General features: G+C 73.4%; 17 protein-coding genes. 9 read left to right on the forward strand and 8 right to left on the reverse strand.

Translation table 11 applies throughout. From position 1 onward, the window contains the following. Positions 1-199: 199 nt before the first annotated feature. The 6 genes from ACFWW8_RS09130 to ACFWW8_RS09155 all read right to left on the reverse strand — a co-directional run bounded on the left by ACFWW8_RS09130 (position 200) and on the right by ACFWW8_RS09155 (position 7,758). Complete coding sequence (locus ACFWW8_RS09130) at positions 200-739, reverse strand: bacterial proteasome activator family protein (protein WP_386525656.1); 540 nt, start codon at positions 737-739, stop codon at positions 200-202. Positions 740-834: 95 nt separating this feature from the next. Beyond that, the gene (locus ACFWW8_RS09135; protein ID WP_386525658.1) at positions 835-3,696 is read right to left on the reverse strand and encodes an ABC transporter permease; all 2,862 of its coding nucleotides are present in this window, start codon (positions 3,694-3,696) and stop codon (positions 835-837) included. Beyond that, the gene (locus ACFWW8_RS09140; RefSeq protein ID WP_386525659.1) at positions 3,693-4,439 is read right to left on the reverse strand and encodes an ABC transporter ATP-binding protein; all 747 of its coding nucleotides are present in this window, start codon (positions 4,437-4,439) and stop codon (positions 3,693-3,695) included. Before ACFWW8_RS09140 ends, ACFWW8_RS09135 begins: the two co-directional genes overlap by 4 nt. 25 nt (positions 4,440-4,464) lie before the next feature. After that, positions 4,465-5,157, reverse strand: coding sequence for a PadR family transcriptional regulator (locus tag ACFWW8_RS09145; RefSeq protein ID WP_386525661.1), 693 nt, complete (start codon positions 5,155-5,157; stop codon positions 4,465-4,467). Between the two features lie 141 nt (positions 5,158-5,298). Further along, positions 5,299-5,937: a hypothetical protein gene (locus ACFWW8_RS09150; RefSeq protein ID WP_386525663.1), complete on the reverse strand. Its 639-nt coding sequence runs from the start codon at positions 5,935-5,937 to the stop codon at positions 5,299-5,301. Between the two features lie 168 nt (positions 5,938-6,105). Beyond that, on the reverse strand, positions 6,106-7,758 hold the full coding sequence (locus ACFWW8_RS09155; RefSeq protein ID WP_386525665.1) for a protein kinase: 1,653 nt from the start codon (positions 7,756-7,758) through the stop codon (positions 6,106-6,108). Between the two features lie 230 nt (positions 7,759-7,988). On the opposite strand from ACFWW8_RS09155, the gene ACFWW8_RS09160 reads away from it, so the two are divergent. Then, the gene (locus tag ACFWW8_RS09160) at positions 7,989-9,575 is read left to right on the forward strand and encodes a protein kinase (protein WP_386525667.1); all 1,587 of its coding nucleotides are present in this window, start codon (positions 7,989-7,991) and stop codon (positions 9,573-9,575) included. A 14-nt stretch (positions 9,576-9,589) separates the two neighbouring features. Here the strand turns inward: ACFWW8_RS09160 and ACFWW8_RS09165 are convergent, their stop codons facing one another. Next, the gene (locus ACFWW8_RS09165) at positions 9,590-10,006 is read right to left on the reverse strand and encodes a pyridoxamine 5'-phosphate oxidase family protein (RefSeq protein ID WP_386525669.1); all 417 of its coding nucleotides are present in this window, start codon (positions 10,004-10,006) and stop codon (positions 9,590-9,592) included. Positions 10,007-10,115: 109 nt separating this feature from the next. Continuing rightward, a complete protein-coding gene (locus ACFWW8_RS09170; RefSeq protein ID WP_386525671.1) occupies positions 10,116-10,778 on the reverse strand; it encodes a response regulator in 663 nt (220 codons plus the stop codon). 325 nt (positions 10,779-11,103) lie between these two features. Between ACFWW8_RS09170 and pdhA the strand changes: the two genes are divergently transcribed. From pdhA to ACFWW8_RS09210, 8 genes are all read left to right on the forward strand, one after another. Beyond that, complete coding sequence (pdhA, locus tag ACFWW8_RS09175) at positions 11,104-12,312, forward strand: pyruvate dehydrogenase (acetyl-transferring) E1 component subunit alpha (protein WP_386525673.1); 1,209 nt, start codon at positions 11,104-11,106, stop codon at positions 12,310-12,312. Positions 12,313-12,317: 5 nt separating this feature from the next. Further along, positions 12,318-13,298 carry an alpha-ketoacid dehydrogenase subunit beta gene (locus ACFWW8_RS09180; protein ID WP_386525675.1) on the forward strand — a complete coding sequence of 327 codons (981 nt, stop codon included), beginning with the start codon at positions 12,318-12,320 and terminating at the stop codon, positions 13,296-13,298. 31 nt (positions 13,299-13,329) lie between these two features. Further along, positions 13,330-14,778 (forward strand): dihydrolipoamide acetyltransferase family protein, encoded by a 1,449-nt coding sequence (locus ACFWW8_RS09185; RefSeq protein WP_386525777.1) that lies wholly within the window; start codon positions 13,330-13,332, stop codon positions 14,776-14,778. Positions 14,779-14,907: 129 nt separating this feature from the next. Further along, complete coding sequence (locus tag ACFWW8_RS09190; RefSeq protein WP_386525677.1) at positions 14,908-15,600, forward strand: GNAT family N-acetyltransferase; 693 nt, start codon at positions 14,908-14,910, stop codon at positions 15,598-15,600. 85 nt (positions 15,601-15,685) lie between these two features. Beyond that, complete coding sequence (locus ACFWW8_RS09195; protein WP_386525680.1) at positions 15,686-16,450, forward strand: hypothetical protein; 765 nt, start codon at positions 15,686-15,688, stop codon at positions 16,448-16,450. A gap of 173 nt (positions 16,451-16,623) precedes the next feature. Beyond that, positions 16,624-16,866 (forward strand): glutaredoxin domain-containing protein, encoded by a 243-nt coding sequence (locus ACFWW8_RS09200; RefSeq protein ID WP_386525682.1) that lies wholly within the window; start codon positions 16,624-16,626, stop codon positions 16,864-16,866. A gap of 73 nt (positions 16,867-16,939) precedes the next feature. After that, positions 16,940-17,515 (forward strand): TIGR04222 domain-containing membrane protein, encoded by a 576-nt coding sequence (locus ACFWW8_RS09205; RefSeq protein WP_386525685.1) that lies wholly within the window; start codon positions 16,940-16,942, stop codon positions 17,513-17,515. Positions 17,516-17,700: 185 nt separating this feature from the next. After that, positions 17,701-19,584 (forward strand): C1 family peptidase, encoded by a 1,884-nt coding sequence (locus ACFWW8_RS09210; RefSeq protein ID WP_386525688.1) that lies wholly within the window; start codon positions 17,701-17,703, stop codon positions 19,582-19,584. Positions 19,585-19,599 lie beyond the last annotated feature (15 nt).

Raw genomic sequence — 19,599 nt, forward strand, 5'->3', positions numbered from 1 at the left:
CCGTGCCGGGGCGCGCATGTCGGCGGGCCCGTGCCGGGGCGCGCGTAACGGCGGGGCTGGGGGTGTGGCGCGGATATCGGGGCGCGCGTACCGGCGGGCCCGTCTCGGGGCGCGCATGCCGACGGGCCCGGTGCCGGGGTGCGGCGCCGGGCCCGTCGGGTGGGGGCGGCCGGCGGAGGGGGTTCGGCGGCCGCCGGGGTTACAGGTAGGGGCCGGAGCGGATGGCCCCGTGGCCGCCGTCCTCGTCGTCCTCGTGGGAGGCACCGGGCGGGAGCGCGCGGCGCATCTGTTCCAGCTGGGCCCGCGCCGCCATCTGCTGCGCGAACAGGGCCGTCTGAATGCCGTGGAAGAGTCCTTCGAGCCAGCCCACGAGCTGGGCCTGCGCGATGCGCAGTTCCGCCTCGGAGGGGATGGCCTCCTCGGTGAACGGGAGCGACAGGCGCTCCAGTTCCTCCACGAGCTCGGGGGCGAGGCCGTCCTCCAGCTCCTTCACCGACGCGGCGTGGATGTCCTTGAGCCGGACCCGGCTCGCCTCGTCGAGAGGCGCGGCACGTACCTCTTCCAGGAGTTGCTTGATCATGCTTCCGATCCGCATGACCTTGGCGGGCTGTTCGACCATCTCCGTCACCGGGACCTCGCGCGACTCGTCATCGGCGCCGCCGACCGCCATCCCGTCCTGTCCCACGATCAGGACGTTCGGGGGGCTTTCCTGCGACCGTTCACTCCTCGGCATCTCCATGCCGTCATTGTCTCGCACACCTTCGTACTCACACGGTGTGCCCCCGTACGGGCGTGATCCACCCTGTACGGGGGCACCTGCATCACTCCGTGCGGCTATCCGGCCGCCCGCCGTGCCAGCGCCCCGTTCGACCGGGTGACCAGCGCCGCCAGCAGCGCCGCGCCCAGCGGGACCACGATCAGCAGTCCGCCGAGGGTTTCCCACGGCACGGCGACCGGCACGTACGGCACGGCCTCGGTGACCGAGTCGCCCATGGCGCGGGCCTTGGCGTAGAGCGCCTCCATCTCGCGCCGCTGGGCGAAGCGCAGCCCGATCGCGGGCAGCAGCCCGGCCGCCGAGCCGAGGACGACGCCCATCAGGGCGACCACCCCGCACTGGAAGCCGCTGAGCGTGCGCCGCACCCGCGGGGCGGCGCCGACCGCCGCCAGGGTCTTCAGGTCGGCCTCCGCGTCCGCCTGGGCGAGGCCGGTGGCGATGCCGGCGGCGCCGATGGTGACCAGGCCGGCGAACACGGTGAGGATGAGGAGCCCCATGTCGCCCCCGCTCTGGTAGCCGGACTCGATGGAGACGCGCGCGTCCACCCCCATCCGGTCGATGTCCCCGTCCAGTGCCTGCCGCTGCTTGCCGGTGGCCGTCCCGTCGAGGGTGAAGTAGCTGCCGGACGGGGCGGTGGACAGGCCTGCGGCCTTGGCCGCGGAGGGCGGCAGGATCAGCTGGCTGCCCCAGGAGTTGACGGTGTCGGGGGCCTGGTGGACGGTCAGGACCTTGTCCTGGCCCGGCGGGTCCTCCCGCCGCATGGAGGCGCCTTCGGCGGCCGCCGTGTCGGTGACGACCCGGATGGTCACCTTGCCGTCCTTGACGATGCGCTTGTCGAAGGCGACGGGCCGGCCCGCCGCGAGGGCGGAGACGGTGCCGGGGTCGGAGACCGCGAGGACGCGCATCAGCGCCTCGTCGGCGACGATCGTGCCGTACGGGCTGGAGGGGCCGCCGCCGATCCGCGACGCGTCCGCGCAGCGCCAGTCCGCGCGCAGCTTCCTGGCCTCCTCGGCGCTGAACGACGCGGGTCCGTTCTCGGCCTCGTAGAGCGGGCAGCGCTGGTCCTTGGGCGTGATGATCTCGGCCCGGCCGCACGTCGGGTCGGAGGAGTACTCCTCGCAGCCCGGCTTGCCGACGACGAGCCGGTCCACGTCCGCCCGGGTGGCGACGGGGAGTTGCCGGGACAGGGCCTCGCGCAGGGCCGGCATCTCCTTGTGGGCGCTGCCGTCGGTGGTGAGGACCCCGACGCCGTGCGGGAGGCTGGCCACGTACTCGTGGCGCATCTGGAGGTCGTGGCTGTGCTCGTACGTGGCCACCGCGACGGTGCCGGCGACGGCGGCCAGTACGGCGGCCACGGCCGGTGCCGTACGCCCGCGGTTGCGGACGGCGTCGCGCAGCGCGAGCCGCGGCGACAGCGGCAGCCAGCGCCCGAGCCGGCCGAACAGACCGACGAGGGTGGGGGTGAGGGCGACGATGCCGAGCTCGGCGAGGGCGCTGCCGCCCGCGACGACGGTGGGGCCCATGTCGGAGGCGCTGCCGTACAGGGCGATCGCGGCGCCGGCGGCGACGGCGACCAGGCCGACGACGGGCAGGACGCGGTTGGCCTTGCGGACTCCCCGGCGGCCGGTCAGCGAGGCCAGGACGGTCTGCCGCGAGGCGGTGACGGCCGGGACGATCGCGGCGAGCAGACCGGTCACCACGGCGAGCAGGGCGATGCCGGCCAGTTCCAGCGGGCGGACGTCGAAGCCGCCGAAGCGGACGCCGAGCTGGTCCTCCAGGAGGGGCCGCAGCGCGATGGTGAGCGCCACGCCGACGCCGGTGCCGATGACCGCGGCGGCGGCGCCGATGACCAGGCCGCCCGAGAGCACGATGGCGCGGATGTGGCGGCGGTCGCCGCCGTTGGAGCCGACCAGGCCGAGCTGGCGGCGCGAGCGCCGGGCGCCCACGGCGAAGGCGGGTCCGGCCAGCAGGCAGATCTCCAGCATGGCGAGGGCGACGACGGTCGCGAGCACGGCCATCTCGGCGGCGTCCGTGCCGTTCAGTCCGTAGGAGTCCTTGGACTGCTGCTGGTAGAGCGGTACCTCGGAGTCGGCGGGCGGGTTCAGGATGACGGCGCGGGAGACGACGATCGCGCCGTTGGCGTTGGCCGCCTTGACCATGTTCCACGTGAAACCGGCGCCGCCGACCTTGATCAGGTAGCTGTCCTCGGCCCGGACGCCCGAACTCCCGGCGGCCTGCAGGGCCGCGTCGAGCGGGGCGAACAGGGTCCCGGGCGGGGCGGTGATCTGGGGCTTCTTCAGCTCGGAGGGCAGCTCGTACGCGCCGACGATCCGGTACGCGGACTTCGCGCCGCGCGGCAGCACCGCGGAGCCGACGAAGAGGCCGGACTCCTCCAGGAAGGCGTTGGTGGCGATGACCTCGCCCGCGGCCTGCGGGAGCCGGCCGCGGTCGAGCGTGAGCAGACCGGCCGTCAGGGGGCTGTGCGTGTCGAGTTCGCGTATGTCGGTGTCGAGGAGACCGTGCCGGGTGCGGACCTTGGCGTAGCCGGTGCTCTCCTTGACGGCCCGGGCACCGGCCGGGAGCGCGGCGAGCACCGGGTCCGCCGCGCCCTCAGCCGGCTTGGACCGCGTCGGGTCGTAGTTGTCGTAGCCGCCGACGGGTGCGGAGGCGTCCCCCTGGGGGCTCTGATAGACGGGGCCGTAGTGCGAGTCGGTCAGCCGGGCGTCGGCCGCGCCGATCTTGCGGGACAGGGACTGCTCGGCCGAGAGGTCGGCGCTGCGGAGCGCGAGGTCGGCGGCGCTCACGCCGACGATGGGGAGCGCGATCATGGCGAGTACGAGGGCGCTGCGGCCCTTGGCGCGCCAGGCGTCGCGGCGGGCTATCCGGATCGCGGCGATCCAGGAGTGGTACCAGGAGATCACTGGCCGGCCGCCCGCCCCGAGAGCAGGGAGTCGGCGTGGCTGCGCAGGGTCTCGTCGACCACGCTGCCGTCGCGCAGGAAGACGACGCGGTCGGCCCAGGCGGCGAACCGCGGTTCGTGGGTGACGAGGACCCCGGCCGCTCCCGCGTCGCAGCGGGAGCGCAGCAGGGCGAGTACGGACTCGCCGGTCTCGGAGTCGAGGGCCCCGGTGGGCTCGTCGGCGAGGACGAGGCGGCGGTCGCCCACCAGGGCGCGGGCGATGGCCACGCGCTGCTGCTGGCCGCCGGACATCTCGTCGGGAAAGCGGTCGGCGAGCTGGCGCAGGCCCATCTCCTCCAGCGCGGCGAGCGCGGAGACGCGGGCCTTGCGGGCGGAGACGCCGTCGAGCTCCCGGGGCAGGGCGACGTTCTCGGCCGCGGTGAGGGCCGGTATGAGGTTGTAGTCCTGGAAGACGTACCCGATGCTGCGGCGGCGCAGGGCCGCGAGCTGCTTGCGCCCGACGGTGGTGATGTCGGTTCCCTCGACGATCACCCGCCCGCTCGTCGGGGTGTCGAGGCCGCCGGCCAGGGTGAGCAGCGTGGACTTGCCGGAGCCGGACGGGCCCATGACGGCGACGAGTTCGCCGGGGAAGACGGAGAGGTCGATGCCGCGCAGGGCGTGGACCTCGGTGGCGCCGCTGCCGTGGGTGCGGGCCAGTTGGTCCAACTGCAGCACGGGCGACTGGGACGGGCGCTGGTCAGGCATGAGGGGGTCCCCCTGGGACGGTGGATCAGCCCCGCCGCGTACGGGCGGTGCGGGGCGGGGTGGTGGTCGGTTCGGTACGGGAGGAGCCCGGGGCGGCGGCGGCCGCGGCCGCCGACGGGTCCACGGGCTCGGCGGCCTGGGGCGGTCGGGGTGCGTCGGCTCTCCGGTCGGCCGGCAGGGAGAGCCGTACGAGCCGGGCCTCGCAGTGGTCGAGCCAGCGGGCCTCCGCCTCGGTCTGGAAGATCAGCTGTTCCAGGACGAGGAGCCAGGCCACGTCGTCGCGTTCGCGGGTGTCCCCGTTCTCGACGGCGGCGAGTGCCCGGGCCTTGAGCCGGGTGTAGTCCTGCATCGCCCGGATGGTGGCGTGGCGCTGGGACTGGATGACGGCGCGGATGTCCACGCCGGGCGAACCGACGGCCATGGCGAGCTTGATGGACAGTTCGTCACGGGGCGGGTTGGCCCGGTCGACCGGGCGCTCGTACCACTCGCGCAGTTCGGCGCTTCCGGTGTCGGTGATGACGTAGAGGGTGTGCCCGGCGGCGTCCTCTCCGCCGGGGGCGACGAGGCCGTCGCGTTCCAGACGGGCGAGGGTGGTGTACACCTGCCCGACGTTCAGGGGCCAGGTGGAGCCGGTGCGGGATTCGAACTCGGTACGCAGCTGTGAGCCGTACCGGGGACCCCGTTCCAGCAGGGCGAGGAGGCCGTGGCGGATCGACATACCGAGTATGTATACCCAGTATGTTCACGCTGGGCAACCATCCTCCGGCGTACGTCCTGAGGGGGAGGCGGGCCCCGCCGCGGTCCGCGGCGGGGTGCGGTGCCAGGCGTCGCGAGCCGGGCGGGACGTCTGAAACCCGCCCTAGATCCCCCGGCGCAGCCGCGCTCCGAGGTAGCCGAGGCCCACTCCCATCAGGGCGCACCCGGTGCCCAGCGGCAGCAGGTGTGCGGCGAGGTCGGCGGCCCGCTCGTTCGGCGCGGTGCCGAGTGCGGTGGTGGCCCGGGGGGTGGGGGTCGGTTCGGGCTCCGGCGGTGCGGCGGGCCGGGTGCGGGGCCGGACGGCCAGCGGGCGGGAGGCGACCATGGCCTCCCGGTTCACCGGGTCGGTCACCGGCCGGCCCGGCCGTTCCCGCCCGACGCCGGGGGCGCTGCCGGCCAGGTCCCCGTAGGCGTGGTCCGGCCGGCCGGGCAGCGGTTCGTCCCCGGGCGGCGGTTCGTCCCCGGGCGGCGGTTCGTCCCCGGGCGGCCCGCCGACGGGAAGCCGGCGGTGCGCGGGCGCCGCGCCGGCGGCGGGGGCGGGGGCGGCGACAACGGCGGTAGGGGCGGGAGCCCCGGCGGCGACGGCGGCGGTGACCGGAGCCCCGGCGGCGGCGCCGGGAACCGTGAGCGCGTGGGCGGCCGGCGCGGCCGTCGCGAGCGCGGCGGCCGCCAGCGCGGCGCAGACCAGCAGGCATGGCGGACGGATCCGGGTGCGGCGCCGGGGGTGGAAGCCTTTGAACACGGGGTGCCCCTCCCGTCCCGAGCGACCGAGGTGTCTCGCTCAGATTTACATAGTGGGGCAAAAGCGGCATCCCGGGCCCCCCATCGGGGTGTCCGGGATGCCGGTGTGTCAGATTCCGCGGCGCCGCGCGTGCGTGGAGCCGCGTGTGCGCGGAGCCCGCGCCGCGTCCTACTCCGGGTAGCCGGTGGACACGGTCAGCGTGTACTCCGTGCCCTCCTTCTCGATCTTGTCGCCGGCGTTCGGGGACTGGGAGAGCACCGTGTCCTTGCCGAACACCGCCTCGTCCTTCTCCACGATCTTGTACTTGCCGCCCGAGGCCTGGATGCACGCCTTCACCGACAGCAGGTTCTTGTACTTCAGGTCCGGCGCGATGTACTTCCCCGCCTCGCTGTAGTGCTTCGTCGGCTCCTTGCACTTGGACGCGTCGATCGTGCGCGACACGTCCGCGTCCTTGAACCCCGGCTTGGCCGTGGCGGAAGCCGACGTCGAGCTGCCCGGGGAGGCGTTGTCGTCAGGGTCCTTGTCGCCACCGCTCATCACGATCGCCGTGATCAGACCGCCGACGGCCAGCAGCGCCACCGCGACCGCGCTCACGACCACGGGCGTGTTCCGCTTCCCGCCGCCCGCGGAGCCCCCCTGGCCCTGCGCGCCGCCCGCCGCCGGCGAGATCGTGTAGGGCGGCGGGGTGTGCGGCGCGTACTGCTGCGGCGCGGGCGTGTGCGGGTAGGCGTAGCCGCCCTGCGCGTGCGCCTGCGGAGCCGGCGTCGGGTTCGGCGCGTACGGGGACGGCGCCGGGGTGGGCTGCGGCTGGTACGGCTGCTGCACGGAGTGCTGCGGCGGCGCCTGGAAGCCGGAGTCGACCGGCGGGAACACGGCCGAGGAGACGCCCGCGCCGCTGCCGCCCGCGTGCGCTCCCGGGACGATCACCGGGGCGCCGGTCTGCCCGGAGCCCAGCACCCGCGCGACCTCGTCGCCCATGGCGGCGGCGGTGGGGAAGCGCTCGTTCGGGTTCTTCTTCAGGGCCCGCGCCACCAGCGCATCCATCGCCGGGGTCACCGAGCGGTTGATGGAGGACGGGGCGACCGGCTCCTCCTGCACGTGCGCGTACGCGATGGCCAGTGGCGAGTCCGCCTCGAAGGGGAGCCGGCCGGTCAGCAGCTGGAACAGCATGATGCCGACGGAGTAGAGGTCGGAGCGGGCGTCGACGCCGCGCCCCAGCGCCTGCTCCGGGGAGAGGTACTGGGGGGTGCCGACGACCATGCCGGTCTGCGTCATCGAGGTGACCCCGGACTGCATGGCGCGCGCGATGCCGAAGTCCATCACCTTGACCACGCCGCGCTTGTTCACCATGACGTTGCCCGGCTTGATGTCCCGGTGGACCAGACCCATCTCGTGGCTGGTGTCCAGCGCGGCCAGCACGTCGGCCGTCACCTTCAACGCCTTGTCCGCGGGCATCGCCCCGTACTGGCGGACGTCCTCGTCGAGCACCGAGCCGAGCGGCCGGCCCTCCACGTACTCCATGACGATGTAGGGCATCACCGCGCCGCCCAGTTCGCCCTCGCCGGTATCGAATACCGAGACGATGTTCGTGTGCGACAGTTTGGCTACAGCCTGGGCCTCGCGGCGGAAGCGCTCCCGGAACGACTGCTCGCGACCGAGGTCGCTGTGCAGGGTCTTGACGGCGACCTGCCGGTCGAGCGCCGAGTCGTAGGCCAGGTACACGGAGGCCATGCCGCCCTCGCCCAGCAAGTCCCTTAGCTGGTAACGGCCACCGGCCAGAGAGCCGCCCGCGTACTGGCCCTGAGTGCCGTCCTGGCTCATGACTGTTGCTTCCCCTCGGGATGTGTCCCTACGCCTCTGGCTGAGCGCATGTCGCGCCCAGTCTGCCGGAGGGCAAGCACACGTCAAGCCGCGTACCCGATCCGTGACCACACGGGCACAGGGCGGCTTTGTCCGAACGGCGAGCGGTTCGGAGGCTGTAGCGTTCACCGGAACAGCAAAGAAGAGGACAACCGCTGAGCGGCGGCCGAGAGAGACGACGGCGAGGACTGATGGCACCCGAACCCGAGGGAAACGGCGCCGGGATGGCCGACGGTCCTGAGCACTGGGGCGCCGGCGGCCTGGTGGGCGACGGCCGTTACCGGCTGACCCACCGCCTGGGCCGCGGCGGCATGGCCGAGGTGTTCGCCGCCGAGGACGTACGCCTGGGTCGCACCGTCGCCGTGAAGCTGCTGCGCGCGGACCTTGCCGAGGACCCGGTCTCCAAGGCCCGCTTCACGCGCGAGGCGCAGTCCGTCGCCGGCCTCAACCACCACGCCGTCGTCGCCGTCTACGACTCGGGGGAGGACCGGGTCGGCCCGAACACCGTCCCGTACATCGTGATGGAGCTGGTCGAGGGCCGCACCATCCGCGAGCTGCTGCTCAGCGCCGAGGCCCCGGGCCCCGAGCAGGCGCTCATCATCGTCTCCGGCGTCCTCGAAGCCCTCGCGTACTCGCACCAGCACGGCATCGTGCACCGTGACATCAAGCCGGCGAACGTCATCATCACCGAAGCCGGCGCGGTGAAGGTCATGGACTTCGGCATCGCCCGTGCCCTGCACGGCGTGCAGTCGACGATGACCCAGACCGGCATGGTCATGGGCACCCCGCAGTACCTGTCGCCCGAGCAGGCCCTCGGCAAGGCCGTGGACCACCGTTCCGACCTGTACGCGACCGGCTGCCTGCTGTACGAACTCCTCGCGCTGCGGCCCCCGTTCACCGGCGAGACCCCGCTGTCGGTGGTCTACCAGCACGTCCAGGACGCGCCGATCCCGCCCTCGCACCTGCCCGAGGGCGGTTCGATCCCGCAGGAGCTCGACGGGCTCGTCATGCGCTCCCTCGCGAAGGACCCGGACGACCGGTTCCAGAGCGCCGAGGAGATGCGCGGGCTGACCCAGTACGCCCTCCAGATGCTCCACGACCAAGGGCCGAACACGGGCACCTGGAACACCGGCCCGGTGACCATGTCCCTGCCCCACGGGCGGGGTCCGGCCGCGACCACGGCCATGTCCGTGGGGGGCTCCGGCGGGCACCAGCAGTACCCGGCGCACGCGACGACCTCGCAGTTCCAGAAGCCGATGGTGCCGCCGATCAACCCGGACGACGGCTCGGCCTTTCCCGGCGGCGGCCGCGGCGGCCAGGGCGGCTACGACCGGTACGACGACCACGGCAACGGCGGCGGCCGCTGGAAGATGTGGCTGTTCGCGGTGCTCGCGATCATCGCGGTCGCGGGCGGCGTGGCGTACGCCGTCAGCACCATGGGCGGCGGCGGCAAGAAGGGGGAGCCGACCAAGCCCCAGACGTCCCAGAGCACGCCCGGCACCCAGCCGAGCCAGCCCGGGACCGAGGTGAACCCGTCGCCGCGCGCGACTCCGGAGACCAGCGACCCCACGTACAACCAGTCGTCGCCGACGCCGAACCGCACGCGGACGCAGAGCCCGAGCCCGACGCCGTCCGCTTCGGCGAGCCCGTCCACGACGCCGTCGTCGACGCCCTCCACGAAGCCGTCGACGACTCCGTCGACCAAGCCGTCGGCGACCCCGTCGACCAAGCCTTCCGTGACGGCGTCCTCGGATCCGGAGCCCCAGAGCGAGGAGTGACCCGCGCGGAGGGCTCAGAGCGCGTGCTGATACGCGCGTTCGGGATGACCCGCCAGGGAGTGCACGATGACGAACTGGGGTTCGATCCGCATGTAGACGGGGTCGAAGAGCGCGCCGTCCACGAAATGCGGACCGGGACCGAATAGCTCCAGTTCCGTGTTGGTCGGTTCGACGACCCGGGCGGTCCCGGTGAACTGGACCGACCACAGACGCGGGTCCCGGGAATTGAAGTTGTCGGCTCCATAGGCCACCACGCTGCCGTTGCACGCCTGGTGGTATCCGAAACCGGAGTGCATTCTCAGCACGACCTTGCCGTCCACCACGATGTGGCGGGCGAGGGCGAGGAAGGGCAGCGCGCGCATGCTCGTGGCCACCCGGCCGTACGGCACCCGGCGCAGCAGTTCGACGGCGTGGAGTTCCTCTGGGGACATGCCGTCCACTGTCCGGTACCGAAACGGCGCCGGGAAAGAGGATCCCGCCCCGATGATCGGGGACGTTGGTCCCGAATGGACCGTTTCCCCGCGGGCGGGCGCCCCCGAGTCAGCGGCGCTTCTCCGCCTGCAGGCGGGCGACGTACGCGGCGGCCTGGGAGCGCCGCTCCATGCCCAGCTTCGACAGCAGGCTGGAGACGTAGTTCTTGATCGTCTTCTCGGCCAGGTGCAGCCGCTCGCCGATGACGCGGTTCGTCAGGCCCTCGCCGATCAGGTCGAGGATCTTGCGCTCCTGGTCGGTGAGGTGGGAGAGGCGGTCGTCGCCCTTCCCGTTCTTGCCGTCGCGCAGCCGTTCCAGCACCCGGGCGGTCGCCACCGGGTCGAGCAGGGACTTGCCGGCGGCGACGTCACGCACGGCGCCGAGCAGCTCGTTCCCCCGGATCGCCTTGAGGACGTAGCCGGAGGCGCCGGCCATGATCGCGTCGAACAGCGCCTCGTCGTCGGCGAACGAGGTCAGCATCAGGCACTTGATGTCCTCGTTCTGGGAGCGCACCTCGCGGCACACCTCCACACCGCTGCCGTCCGGCAGGCGGACGTCGAGGACGGCCACGTCCGGGCGGGTGGCGGGGATGCGGACCAGGGCGTCGGCGGCCGTGCCGGCCTCGCCGACGATCTCGATGTCCTCTTCGACCGACAACAGCTCATGAACGCCCCGACGTACCACTTCGTGGTCGTCCAGGAGGAATACCTTGATTTTTCCGTCTTCGCGCACGAAGTCAGTTTCACACACTCACCCCTTCCCTGCCGGAGTTACCCGGGATAACGTGCCGTTGTTCCGGCCCCCTGCAAGGCTGTGACCAGTACGTGTTCCCGGTTCCGCGGATTTACTTGGAAATCCAAGCAAAAACGCAGGTCAAACGGGGTTTCGCAGTTATGCGGCGTACTGGGTAACGTGCATTGCGCAGGGCACTCGCCGGGGCACCTGTCACGCCTGAATCCCGTACCGGACGCGCACCCACCCCGTGCGCGGGTAGGGACGCAGGTGAGCCGCACTGGACCCCGGAGAACCCGGGTGCCGGACCGACGGAGGAGCACACGTGACCGTGGAGAGCACTGCCGCGCGCAAGCCGCGACGCAGCAGTGGCACCAAGCGGGCGGCAGGCGCGGCAAGCGCCCGCAAGACCGCCGCTGCCACCGCACAGACGCAGGACGCCGTACCTCAGCTCGTACAGCTGCTGACCCCCGAAGGGGACCGGGTCGACGCCACGGGCAGCGCCGAACTGGCGGAATTCGCGCCCTTCGTCGCCGACATCACCACCGAGGACCTGCGCGGGCTCTACCGCGACATGGTCCTGACCCGTCGCTTCGACGGCGAGGCCACCGCGCTGCAGCGCCAGGGCGAGCTGGGCCTGTGGGCCTCGCTCCTCGGCCAGGAGGCCGCGCAGATCGGCTCCGCGCGGGCGCTGAACGACGACGACTACGTCTTCCCGACCTACCGGGAGCACGGCGTCGCCTGGTGCCGCGGGGTCGACCCGACCAACCTGCTCGGCATGTTCCGCGGTGTGAACCACGGCGGCTGGGACCCGACGATCAACAACTTCCACCTGTACACGATCGTCATCGGCTCGCAGACGCTGCACGCGACCGGCTACGCGATGGGCGTGGCCAAGGACGGCGCCGACTCGGCGGTCATCGCCTACTTCGGCGACGGCGCGTCCAGCCAGGGCGACGTCGCCGAGGCGTTCACGTTCTCGGCCGTCTACAACTCCCCCGTGGTGTTCTTCTGCCAGAACAACCAGTGGGCGATCTCCGAGCCCACCGAGCGCCAGATGCGCGTACCGCTCTACCAGCGCGCCCAGGGCTTCGGCTTCCCGGGCGTCCGCGTCGACGGCAACGACGTGCTGGCCTGTCTGGCCGTGACCCGCTGGGCCCTGGACCGCGCGCGCCGCGGCGAGGGCCCGACCCTGGTCGAGGCGTTCACCTACCGGATGGGCGCGCACACGACCTCCGACGACCCGACGAAGTACCGGCGGGACGAGGAGACGGCGGCCTGGGAGGCGAAGGACCCGATCCTGCGCCTGAAGACCCACCTGCTGGCCTCCGGCGGCGCCGACGAGGCGTTCTTCGCCGAGCTGGAGACCGAGAGCGAGGCGCTGGGCAAGCGCGTGCGCGAGGCCGTGCGGGCCATGCCCGACCCGGACACCATGGCGATCTTCGAGAACGTCTACGCGGACGGGCACGCGCTCGTCGACGAGGAGCGCGCGCAGTTCGCCGCCTACCTCGCGTCCTTCGAGGGTGGGGAGTGACCGCCATGGCCATCGAGAAGATGTCGCTCGCGAAGGCGCTCAACGAGTCGCTGCGCAAGGCCCTGGAGACGGACCCCAAGGTCCTCATCATGGGAGAGGACGTCGGCAAGCTCGGCGGCGTCTTCCGGATCACCGACGGACTGCAGAAGGACTTCGGCGAGGAGCGGGTCATCGACACCCCGCTCGCCGAGTCGGGCATCGTCGGCACGGCGATCGGGCTCGCGCTGCGCGGCTACCGGCCCGTCGTGGAGATCCAGTTCGACGGTTTCGTCTTCCCCGCGTACGACCAGATCGTCACGCAGCTCGCGAAGATGCACGCGCGCGCCCTGGGCAAGATCAAGATGCCGGTCGTCATCCGCATCCCGTACGCGGGCGGCATCGGCGCGGTCGAGCACCACTCGGAGTCCCCGGAGGCGCTGTTCGCGCACGTCCCCGGCCTGAAGGTGGTCTCGCCGAGCAACGCCTCGGACGCCTACTGGATGCTCCAGCAGGCGATCCTCAGCAACGACCCGGTGATCTTCTTCGAGCCGAAGCGGCGCTACTGGGACAAGGGCGAGGTCGACGTCGAGGCCATCCCGGACGCGCTGCACGCCTCCCGGGTGGCCCGCGAGGGCTCGGACATCACCCTGGCGGCCTACGGGCCCATGGTGAAGGTCTGCCTGGAGGCCGCCGCGGCGGCCGCCGAGGAGGGCAAGTCGGTCGAGGTCGTGGACCTGCGCTCGATGTCCCCGGTGGACTTCGACGGCATCCAGGCGTCGGTGGAGAAGACCCGCCGGCTCGTGGTCGTCCACGAGGCGCCGGTGTTCCTCGGCGTGGGCTCGGAGATCGCCGCCCGCATCACGGAGCGGTGCTTCTACCACCTGGAGGCGCCGGTCCTGCGCGTGGGCGGTTTCCACGCGCCGTACCCGCCGGCCCGCCTGGAGGACGAGTACCTGCCCGGCCTGGACAGGGTGCTCGACGCCGTCGACCGCTCGCTGGCGTACTGAGGAGAGCCCTGTGACGATCCGCGAATTCAAGATGCCCGATGTGGGCGAGGGCCTCACCGAGGCCGAGATCCTCAAGTGGTACGTCCAGCCGGGTGACACGGTCACCGACGGCCAGGTCGTCTGCGAGGTGGAGACGGCCAAGGCCGCCGTGGAGCTGCCGATCCCGTTCGACGGTGTCGTGCACGCCCTGCTCTTCGAGGAGGGCGTCACGGTCGACGTCGGCCAGGTGATCATCTCCGTGCAGACCGCCCCGGGCGCCGCCTCGGAGGCCCCGGTCCAGGAGGCGGCCCCGGCCGCCGCGGCAGCGGCCCCCGCCGCCGCCGAGGAGCCGGCCCCCGCGGCCCGCCAGCCCGTGCTGGTCGGGTACGGGGTCTCCACCGCCTCCACCAAGCGCCGCCCGCGCAAGGCCCCGGCGGGCACGGCCGCGCAGAACGGCACGGGGGCCCCGGCTCCCGCGGCCCCCGCGGCGCCGGTCCCGGCGGCCGTCCCGGCGCAGGCGAACGGCAACGGCAACGGCAACGGCAGCGCCCACGCCGCCGCGGAACGGCCGCTGGCCAAGCCGCCCGTGCGCAAGCTCGCCAAGGACCTCGGCATCGACCTGTCCTTCGTGGTGCCCACCGGGGACGGCGGGGTCGTGACCCGGGAGGACGTCCACGCGGCGGCCGCCGCGGCGATCGCCCCGCAGGCCGTGGCGCCCGCTCCGGCCGCGGCTGCGGCCGTCGTGCCGGCCGCGGCCGGGGTCTCCGTCCCGACCGCCGCCGTGGCGGTCGCACCGGGGGCGCGGGAGACCCGTATCCCGGTCAAGGGCGTCCGCAAGGTGACCGCCCAGGCGATGGTCGGCTCCGCGTTCACCGCGCCGCACGTCACCGAGTTCATCACCCTCGATGTGACCCGCACGATGAAGCTGGTCCAGGAGCTCAAGGCCGATCCGGACCTGGCGGGCCTGCGCGTCAACCCGCTGCTCCTCATCGCCAAGGCCGTCCTGGTGGCGATCCGCCGCAACCCGGACGTCAACGCGTCGTGGGACGAGGCGGCCCAGGAGATCGTGCTCAAGCACTACGTCAACCTGGGCATCGCGGCGGCCACCCCCCGGGGGCTGATCGTCCCGAACATCAAGGACGCCCACGCCAAGACCCTCGGCGAGCTGTCGGAGTCCCTGTCCTCGCTGGTCGCCACGGCCCGTGACGGCAAGACCTCCCCGGCGGACATGCAGCAGGGCACCCTCACCATCACCAACGTGGGCGTCTTCGGCGTCGACACCGGTACGCCGATCATCAACCCCGGCGAGTCCGCCATCCTCGCGGTCGGTGCGATCAAGCTCCAGCCGTGGGTCCACAAGGGCAAGGTGAAGCCGCGCCAGGTCACCACCCTGGCGCTGTCGTTCGACCACCGTCTCATCGACGGCGAGCTCGGCTCCCGTTTCCTGGCCGACATCGCGGCGGTCCTGGAACACCCGCGCCGCCTCGTCACCTGGGCGTAGCACCGCAGTTGCACTGCACGGATGGCCGGTTTCCGATCCTGGGGGCCGGCCATCCGTGTGTCCCCCAGGGCTCCGCGCAAGCCTCCGGGCTGAGCAACGTGTGCGAATCGGGGGTGGCCGATCGCCTCGGTGACCTTCGGCTTCGAAACCGCACGGCTGCCCCCGCACCCGGAGCCGGAGTGGGCGGACAAGCCGTACAACACCCTGCGCTTCTGCTCGGAGTTCACCGGCGTGACCGGCCTGCGCGTGGCAGGCATCGTCGCGGATGCGGAGCGCAGCGTCCGGATCACCGGGGGGCTCGCCGGACCGATCGAGCGGCTGCGCTACGAGTGGACCCCGGAGGCCGGGACCGCCCCGCCCACCGGCCGGCTCGTCTTCCGCGACGGCACCGACGAGGAGTTCCTGGACGCCTTCACGCGGCTCTCCCGGGACAGCCTGGACCTGGCCACCCGCACCGAGCTGCTGGTCAAGGACGCCGGGGAACTGGCCCGCGCGGACATGGCGTTCTACCTCGGCTGCCCGGGCGAGCGGTCTTGGTGGCGCCTGGCGCACCTGCCCGACGGCACCCTCGCGGGCCTGGCCGTCCCGTCCGCGACCCCCTACCACCGCAACGTCGGCTACCTGGGCGTCGTACCGGAGCAGCGCGGGAAGGGGCTGATCGACGAGGTCCTCGCCGAGATCACCCGCTTCCACGCGGCCGCGGGCGCCGACCGCGTCACCGCGACCACCGACACCGTCAACGTGCCGATGGCGGCGGCCTTCGACCGGGCCGGGTACGAGGTGACGGAGATCCGTCTCGTCCTGGAGGACCCGGACCGGTGAGACGGGGAGCGGCGTGCGGGGCCGGGCGTCGCGGATCCCGGCGCCGAAGGGGGATTCCCGTACCCCGAGGCGGTACCCTCCCGGCGTGCCGATAGCCGAATTGCAGGTGTACTCCGTCGAGGTGGCCGACGCCACGGGCGGCGTGTGCGTGGTCCGGTGCGTGGGCGGGGTGGCGCGCGCCGGGCAGGTGTACGCGGCGGGGGAGCTGCGGCTGGGCCTGCGCCGCATCGAGCGGTACGGGCGGACCGTCGCCTCCTTCGACGCCGGACACGTCGCGAAGGTCCACCTCACGGGCGCCGTGGTAGCCCTGCTCAGCCGGGGACAGGTGCTGACGGCGGTGCCGCCGGTCGGGCACGCGCTGGAGGTGCTGGAGGAGTGGCTGGCCACCGGCCCGCCGCTGGGCGACGAGCCGCGACCGCGGTCCCTGCACACCCTCGCCGCCGGACGGATGCGGGACGAGCGGGCGCCGGACGCGATCCGGCTGCGCTGGGGCGCCGTGGCGCTGGCCGCCGCCGACCGCTGCGCACGGGCCGAGGGGGCCGACGCGCTGGCCCGGGGGGCCGAGCTGGCGGCCGTACGGGGCTACCTGATCCGGGAGTTCGGCCCGGGACGCGGCGGCGACCCGGCGGCCCTGTGCCGGGAGCTTCTGGCGCTGATCGACCTGACCCCGCGGGCGGCGGCCGCGGAGGCCCGCGCCTGGCGGGACCTCCCGCGCGCGCGGATCCTGCACCTGCGCCGCATCAAGAACCTGCTCCCCTGGCTGGTCCTCGTACGACCGCACCTCGCGGACCGCGACCCGCTGGCCGGGGCCGTGGACGAGTGGGCCGCGGTCCGCCCCCGACTGCCGTGAGCGAAAGGAAGGGGGGCGGGCGTCCGGAGGGCTCCGAAAACCCCGGTGTGCCGAAAACCGGTGTGCCGGAGGCCGGTGGGGCGGCGGACGCCGCGGTTACTGTGGGGCGCGGGGCGCGCGGCCCCGATCGCGGAACTCGACGAAGGGCGGCCGGCGTGCGCGGTGGTGGGGCGGTGACGGCGGTCACCCTGTACTGGCGGCCCGGGTGCCCGTACTGCATCGGGCTGCGCGCGCGGCTGCGGCTCGCGCGGATTCCGTACCGGAAGGTCGACATCTGGCGGGACCCGGAGGCGGCGGCCTTCGTGCGGAGCGTGGCCGGCGGGAACGAGACCGTGCCGACGGTGGTCGTCGGCGACGGGCCGGCGATGGTCAATCCATCGCTCGGACGGATCCGCCAGGCGCTGGCCGCCGCCTGACGGAACCTCAGGTTCACCTCTGAACTCAGGCCCTCCTGGTTCGGCCCGGCCGGGCGGTGGACATCAACTCGGCGTGGACGTCGTGGACATGTACGAGGCGGCCCTCCTCGCGGGAGGACCGCGCCGGGTGGCCGAGGTGGCGGTACTGGGCCTGCGCGACCGCGGGGCCGTCACCCTGACCGGGCCCCGGGTGCGGGCCGCGCGGGAGTCCGCGGACGGCGCGCACCCCGTCGAGCGGGCGGTGCTGCGGCAGTGCCCGCGCGGGAAGGCGCTCTCCGTCGTGCTGGCCGCCGTCGCCGCCGGGCCGGAGGTCGCCGGGGTCCGGCGCGCGCTGGCCGAGGCGGGGCTGCTGGGCCGGCGGCGCCCCACGGCGGCCGGGCGGCGGGCGCTCGCGGCGGCGCGGGCGGAAGGGCGCTGGCCGGCGTACGTCTTCGAGGGCTGGCCGGTACCGCCGAAGCGGCGGCGTTCCACCCGGCACGCCCCGCTGGACACGAGCATGATCGGCCGCGCCCTGGACCGCATCGGCCGCACCCTGGACCGGAGCACGGACCGCGCCGAACGGGCCGACCGTGCCGAACACGGGGACCACCCCGGCCACTCCTGCGGAGGCGGAGGCGGAGGCGGGGGCGGAGGCGGGGGCGGCGACTGAGCCCCCCATGGCCTCCACCGCGCCGCCCCCCGGTGGCGGCTCCGCCGTGTCTCCCGGCCCCCGACGGAGCCGGAACGGCACGCCCCCCGTGCCTCCGCGCGACCGCCCGGACCCCCTTGACGCCCCCCTCGGGCCGGGGGACGCTCCCGTGTCTCGCATCAAACGGTTGCAGCTGGGGGGCCGCTATGCCGGAGGAGACCGTGCGGACGGTGGGGGAGCTGCGGGCGCGGCTCGCGGGGCACGGGGCGCGGTGGTCGGTCCTGGAGCACCTGGCCGACGCGGAGCCGCTGCCGCGGCCCGCGCTCGGCCTGGAGCCGGGGGCGAACCTGACCACCGCCGAGGACGCGGGCACGGTCGACCTCCGCGCGCTGATCGGACGGGAGAGCGGCAATCCGCACCTCACCCGGCGGCGCGCCGCGCACGGCCTGCTGCCCGGGGCGGCTGCCGCCGCGGCCCGGCCCGCGGCCGTGGACTGGCGCGGCCGCTGGGGGTGGCCCTGGCTCACCAAGGTGAAGGACCAGAACCCCTGCGGCTCCTGCTGGGCCTTCGGCGCGGCCGGGCTGGTGGAGTCCATGGCCCGGATCGAGCACTGCGTCTGGGCCGAGCGCTCCGAGGGGGACGTGCACGACGGGCTGAAGTCCACCTGTGGGCAGGGCGGCAACCCCGAGACGGCCCTGGACTGGGTCAGGGCCAACGGCGGTCTCGCCGACCCGGACTGCTGGCCGTACGGCACGCCGCCCGCGGGCTTGCCGGCCGCCCGCCGCGACGCCTGGCGGGCCGAGTACACGCCGAGCTGGGACCGGTCCGGGAGGACCGTACGGATCGCCGACTACGTCCGGCTCGGTGACGTGGAGCAGCAGAAGGTCTGGCTGGACACGGTGGGCCCGCTGACGGCCTGCTTCGACGTGTACGACGACTTCTTTGCCCTCGGCTCCGGCGTCTACCACCACACGGCCGGGCAACTCGCGGGCGGACACTGCGTGTTGATCGTCGGCTATGACGACGCGGCCGGCTGCTGGCTGTTCAAGAACTCCTGGGGCACGGGCTACCACGTGGGCGGCTACGGCCGGATCGCCTACGGCGAGGTCAACATCGACCACTGGGCCAAGTGCGGCCTGCGCGGCACCAACGTCGACCCGTGGAGCAAGCGCCGGCTGCACGCCGGCAACGTCTACGAGAGCGGCAACGGCCGCGCCCACCGCAACTTCGAGCTCCTCGCCACCACGACCGGCGGACGCCTCCAGCACTGGTGGCGCGAGGGCGACGCGCCGTTCGCCTGGACCCGCGCCGAGGCCTTCGCGCACGATGCCTCCGGGCAGCCCGCCTTCACCGGCAGCACCTACAACCGCAACATGGAGTCCCTGCACGTGACCACGGGCGGCCGGCTGCGCCACTGGTTCTTCGAGCAGTCCGCCCGCGTCTGGCGCGACGGCGGCGCCTTCGGCCCGGGGGACGCGGCGCCCGGCGCCACCCCCGCGTTCATCCAGAGCGACTACGGCAAGCCGGGCAACTTCGAGGCCGTGGTCCGCACCGCCGACGGCCGGCTGAACCACTGGTGGCGGATCAACGGCGCCCCCTGGTCGTGGAACGACGGCGGACGTTTCGCGTCCGGAATCGCCCACCACGGCCCCGCCCTGGTGCAGACCCGCTCCCGGCGCCTGGACCTGGTCGCCGCCCTGACCGACGGCCGGATGCAGCTGTGGTGGCGGGACGACGCGCACGGCTTCGTCTGGCGGCCCGGGGAGGTCTTCGGCGCCGCGGCCGTGTCGGCGCCCTGCCTGATCGAGGGCCAGTACGGGGCCGCCGACGAGGACACCGCCGGGAACTACGAGCTGTGCGTGGCCGTCGCCGGCGGGCGCGTGGAGCACTGGTGGCGCGGCAACGCCTCCGGCTCGGCCTGGAGCCGCAGCGCCGTCTTCGGGCACGACGTGCTCGCGGTCACCGGGATGCTCCAGGGGAGTTTCGGGTTCAACCTGGAAGTCGTCGCCCTGCGCACGGACCGCCTGCTCCAGCACTACTGGCGGGACGGCGCGGGGTGGCACGAGGGGGCCGTCATCGGCCCCGTCTGAGCGGCGAGGCTCGGG

This window comes from Streptomyces sp. NPDC058701 (assembly GCF_042715295.1).
In the GTDB taxonomy this organism is placed as follows: Bacteria; Actinomycetota; Actinomycetes; order Streptomycetales; family Streptomycetaceae; genus Streptomyces.

What these genes read in the sequence shown, in the direction of transcription:
- ACFWW8_RS09130 (WP_386525656.1), bottom strand. Translation starts at nt 739, where the DNA reads ATGGAGATGCCGAGGAGTGAACGGTCGCAGGAAAGCCCCCCGAACGTC.
- ACFWW8_RS09140 (WP_386525659.1), bottom strand. Translation starts at nt 4,439, where the DNA reads ATGCCTGACCAGCGCCCGTCCCAGTCGCCCGTGCTGCAGTTGGACCAA.
- ACFWW8_RS09145 (WP_386525661.1), bottom strand. Translation starts at nt 5,157, where the DNA reads ATGTCGATCCGCCACGGCCTCCTCGCCCTGCTGGAACGGGGTCCCCGG.
- ACFWW8_RS09155 (WP_386525665.1), bottom strand. Translation starts at nt 7,758, where the DNA reads ATGAGCCAGGACGGCACTCAGGGCCAGTACGCGGGCGGCTCTCTGGCC.
- ACFWW8_RS09160 (WP_386525667.1), top strand. Translation starts at nt 7,989, where the DNA reads ATGGCACCCGAACCCGAGGGAAACGGCGCCGGGATGGCCGACGGTCCT.
- ACFWW8_RS09165 (WP_386525669.1), bottom strand. Translation starts at nt 10,006, where the DNA reads ATGTCCCCAGAGGAACTCCACGCCGTCGAACTGCTGCGCCGGGTGCCG.
- ACFWW8_RS09180 (WP_386525675.1), top strand. Translation starts at nt 12,318, where the DNA reads ATGGCCATCGAGAAGATGTCGCTCGCGAAGGCGCTCAACGAGTCGCTG.
- ACFWW8_RS09185 (WP_386525777.1), top strand. Translation starts at nt 13,330, where the DNA reads ATGCCCGATGTGGGCGAGGGCCTCACCGAGGCCGAGATCCTCAAGTGG.
- ACFWW8_RS09210 (WP_386525688.1), top strand. Translation starts at nt 17,701, where the DNA reads ATGCCGGAGGAGACCGTGCGGACGGTGGGGGAGCTGCGGGCGCGGCTC.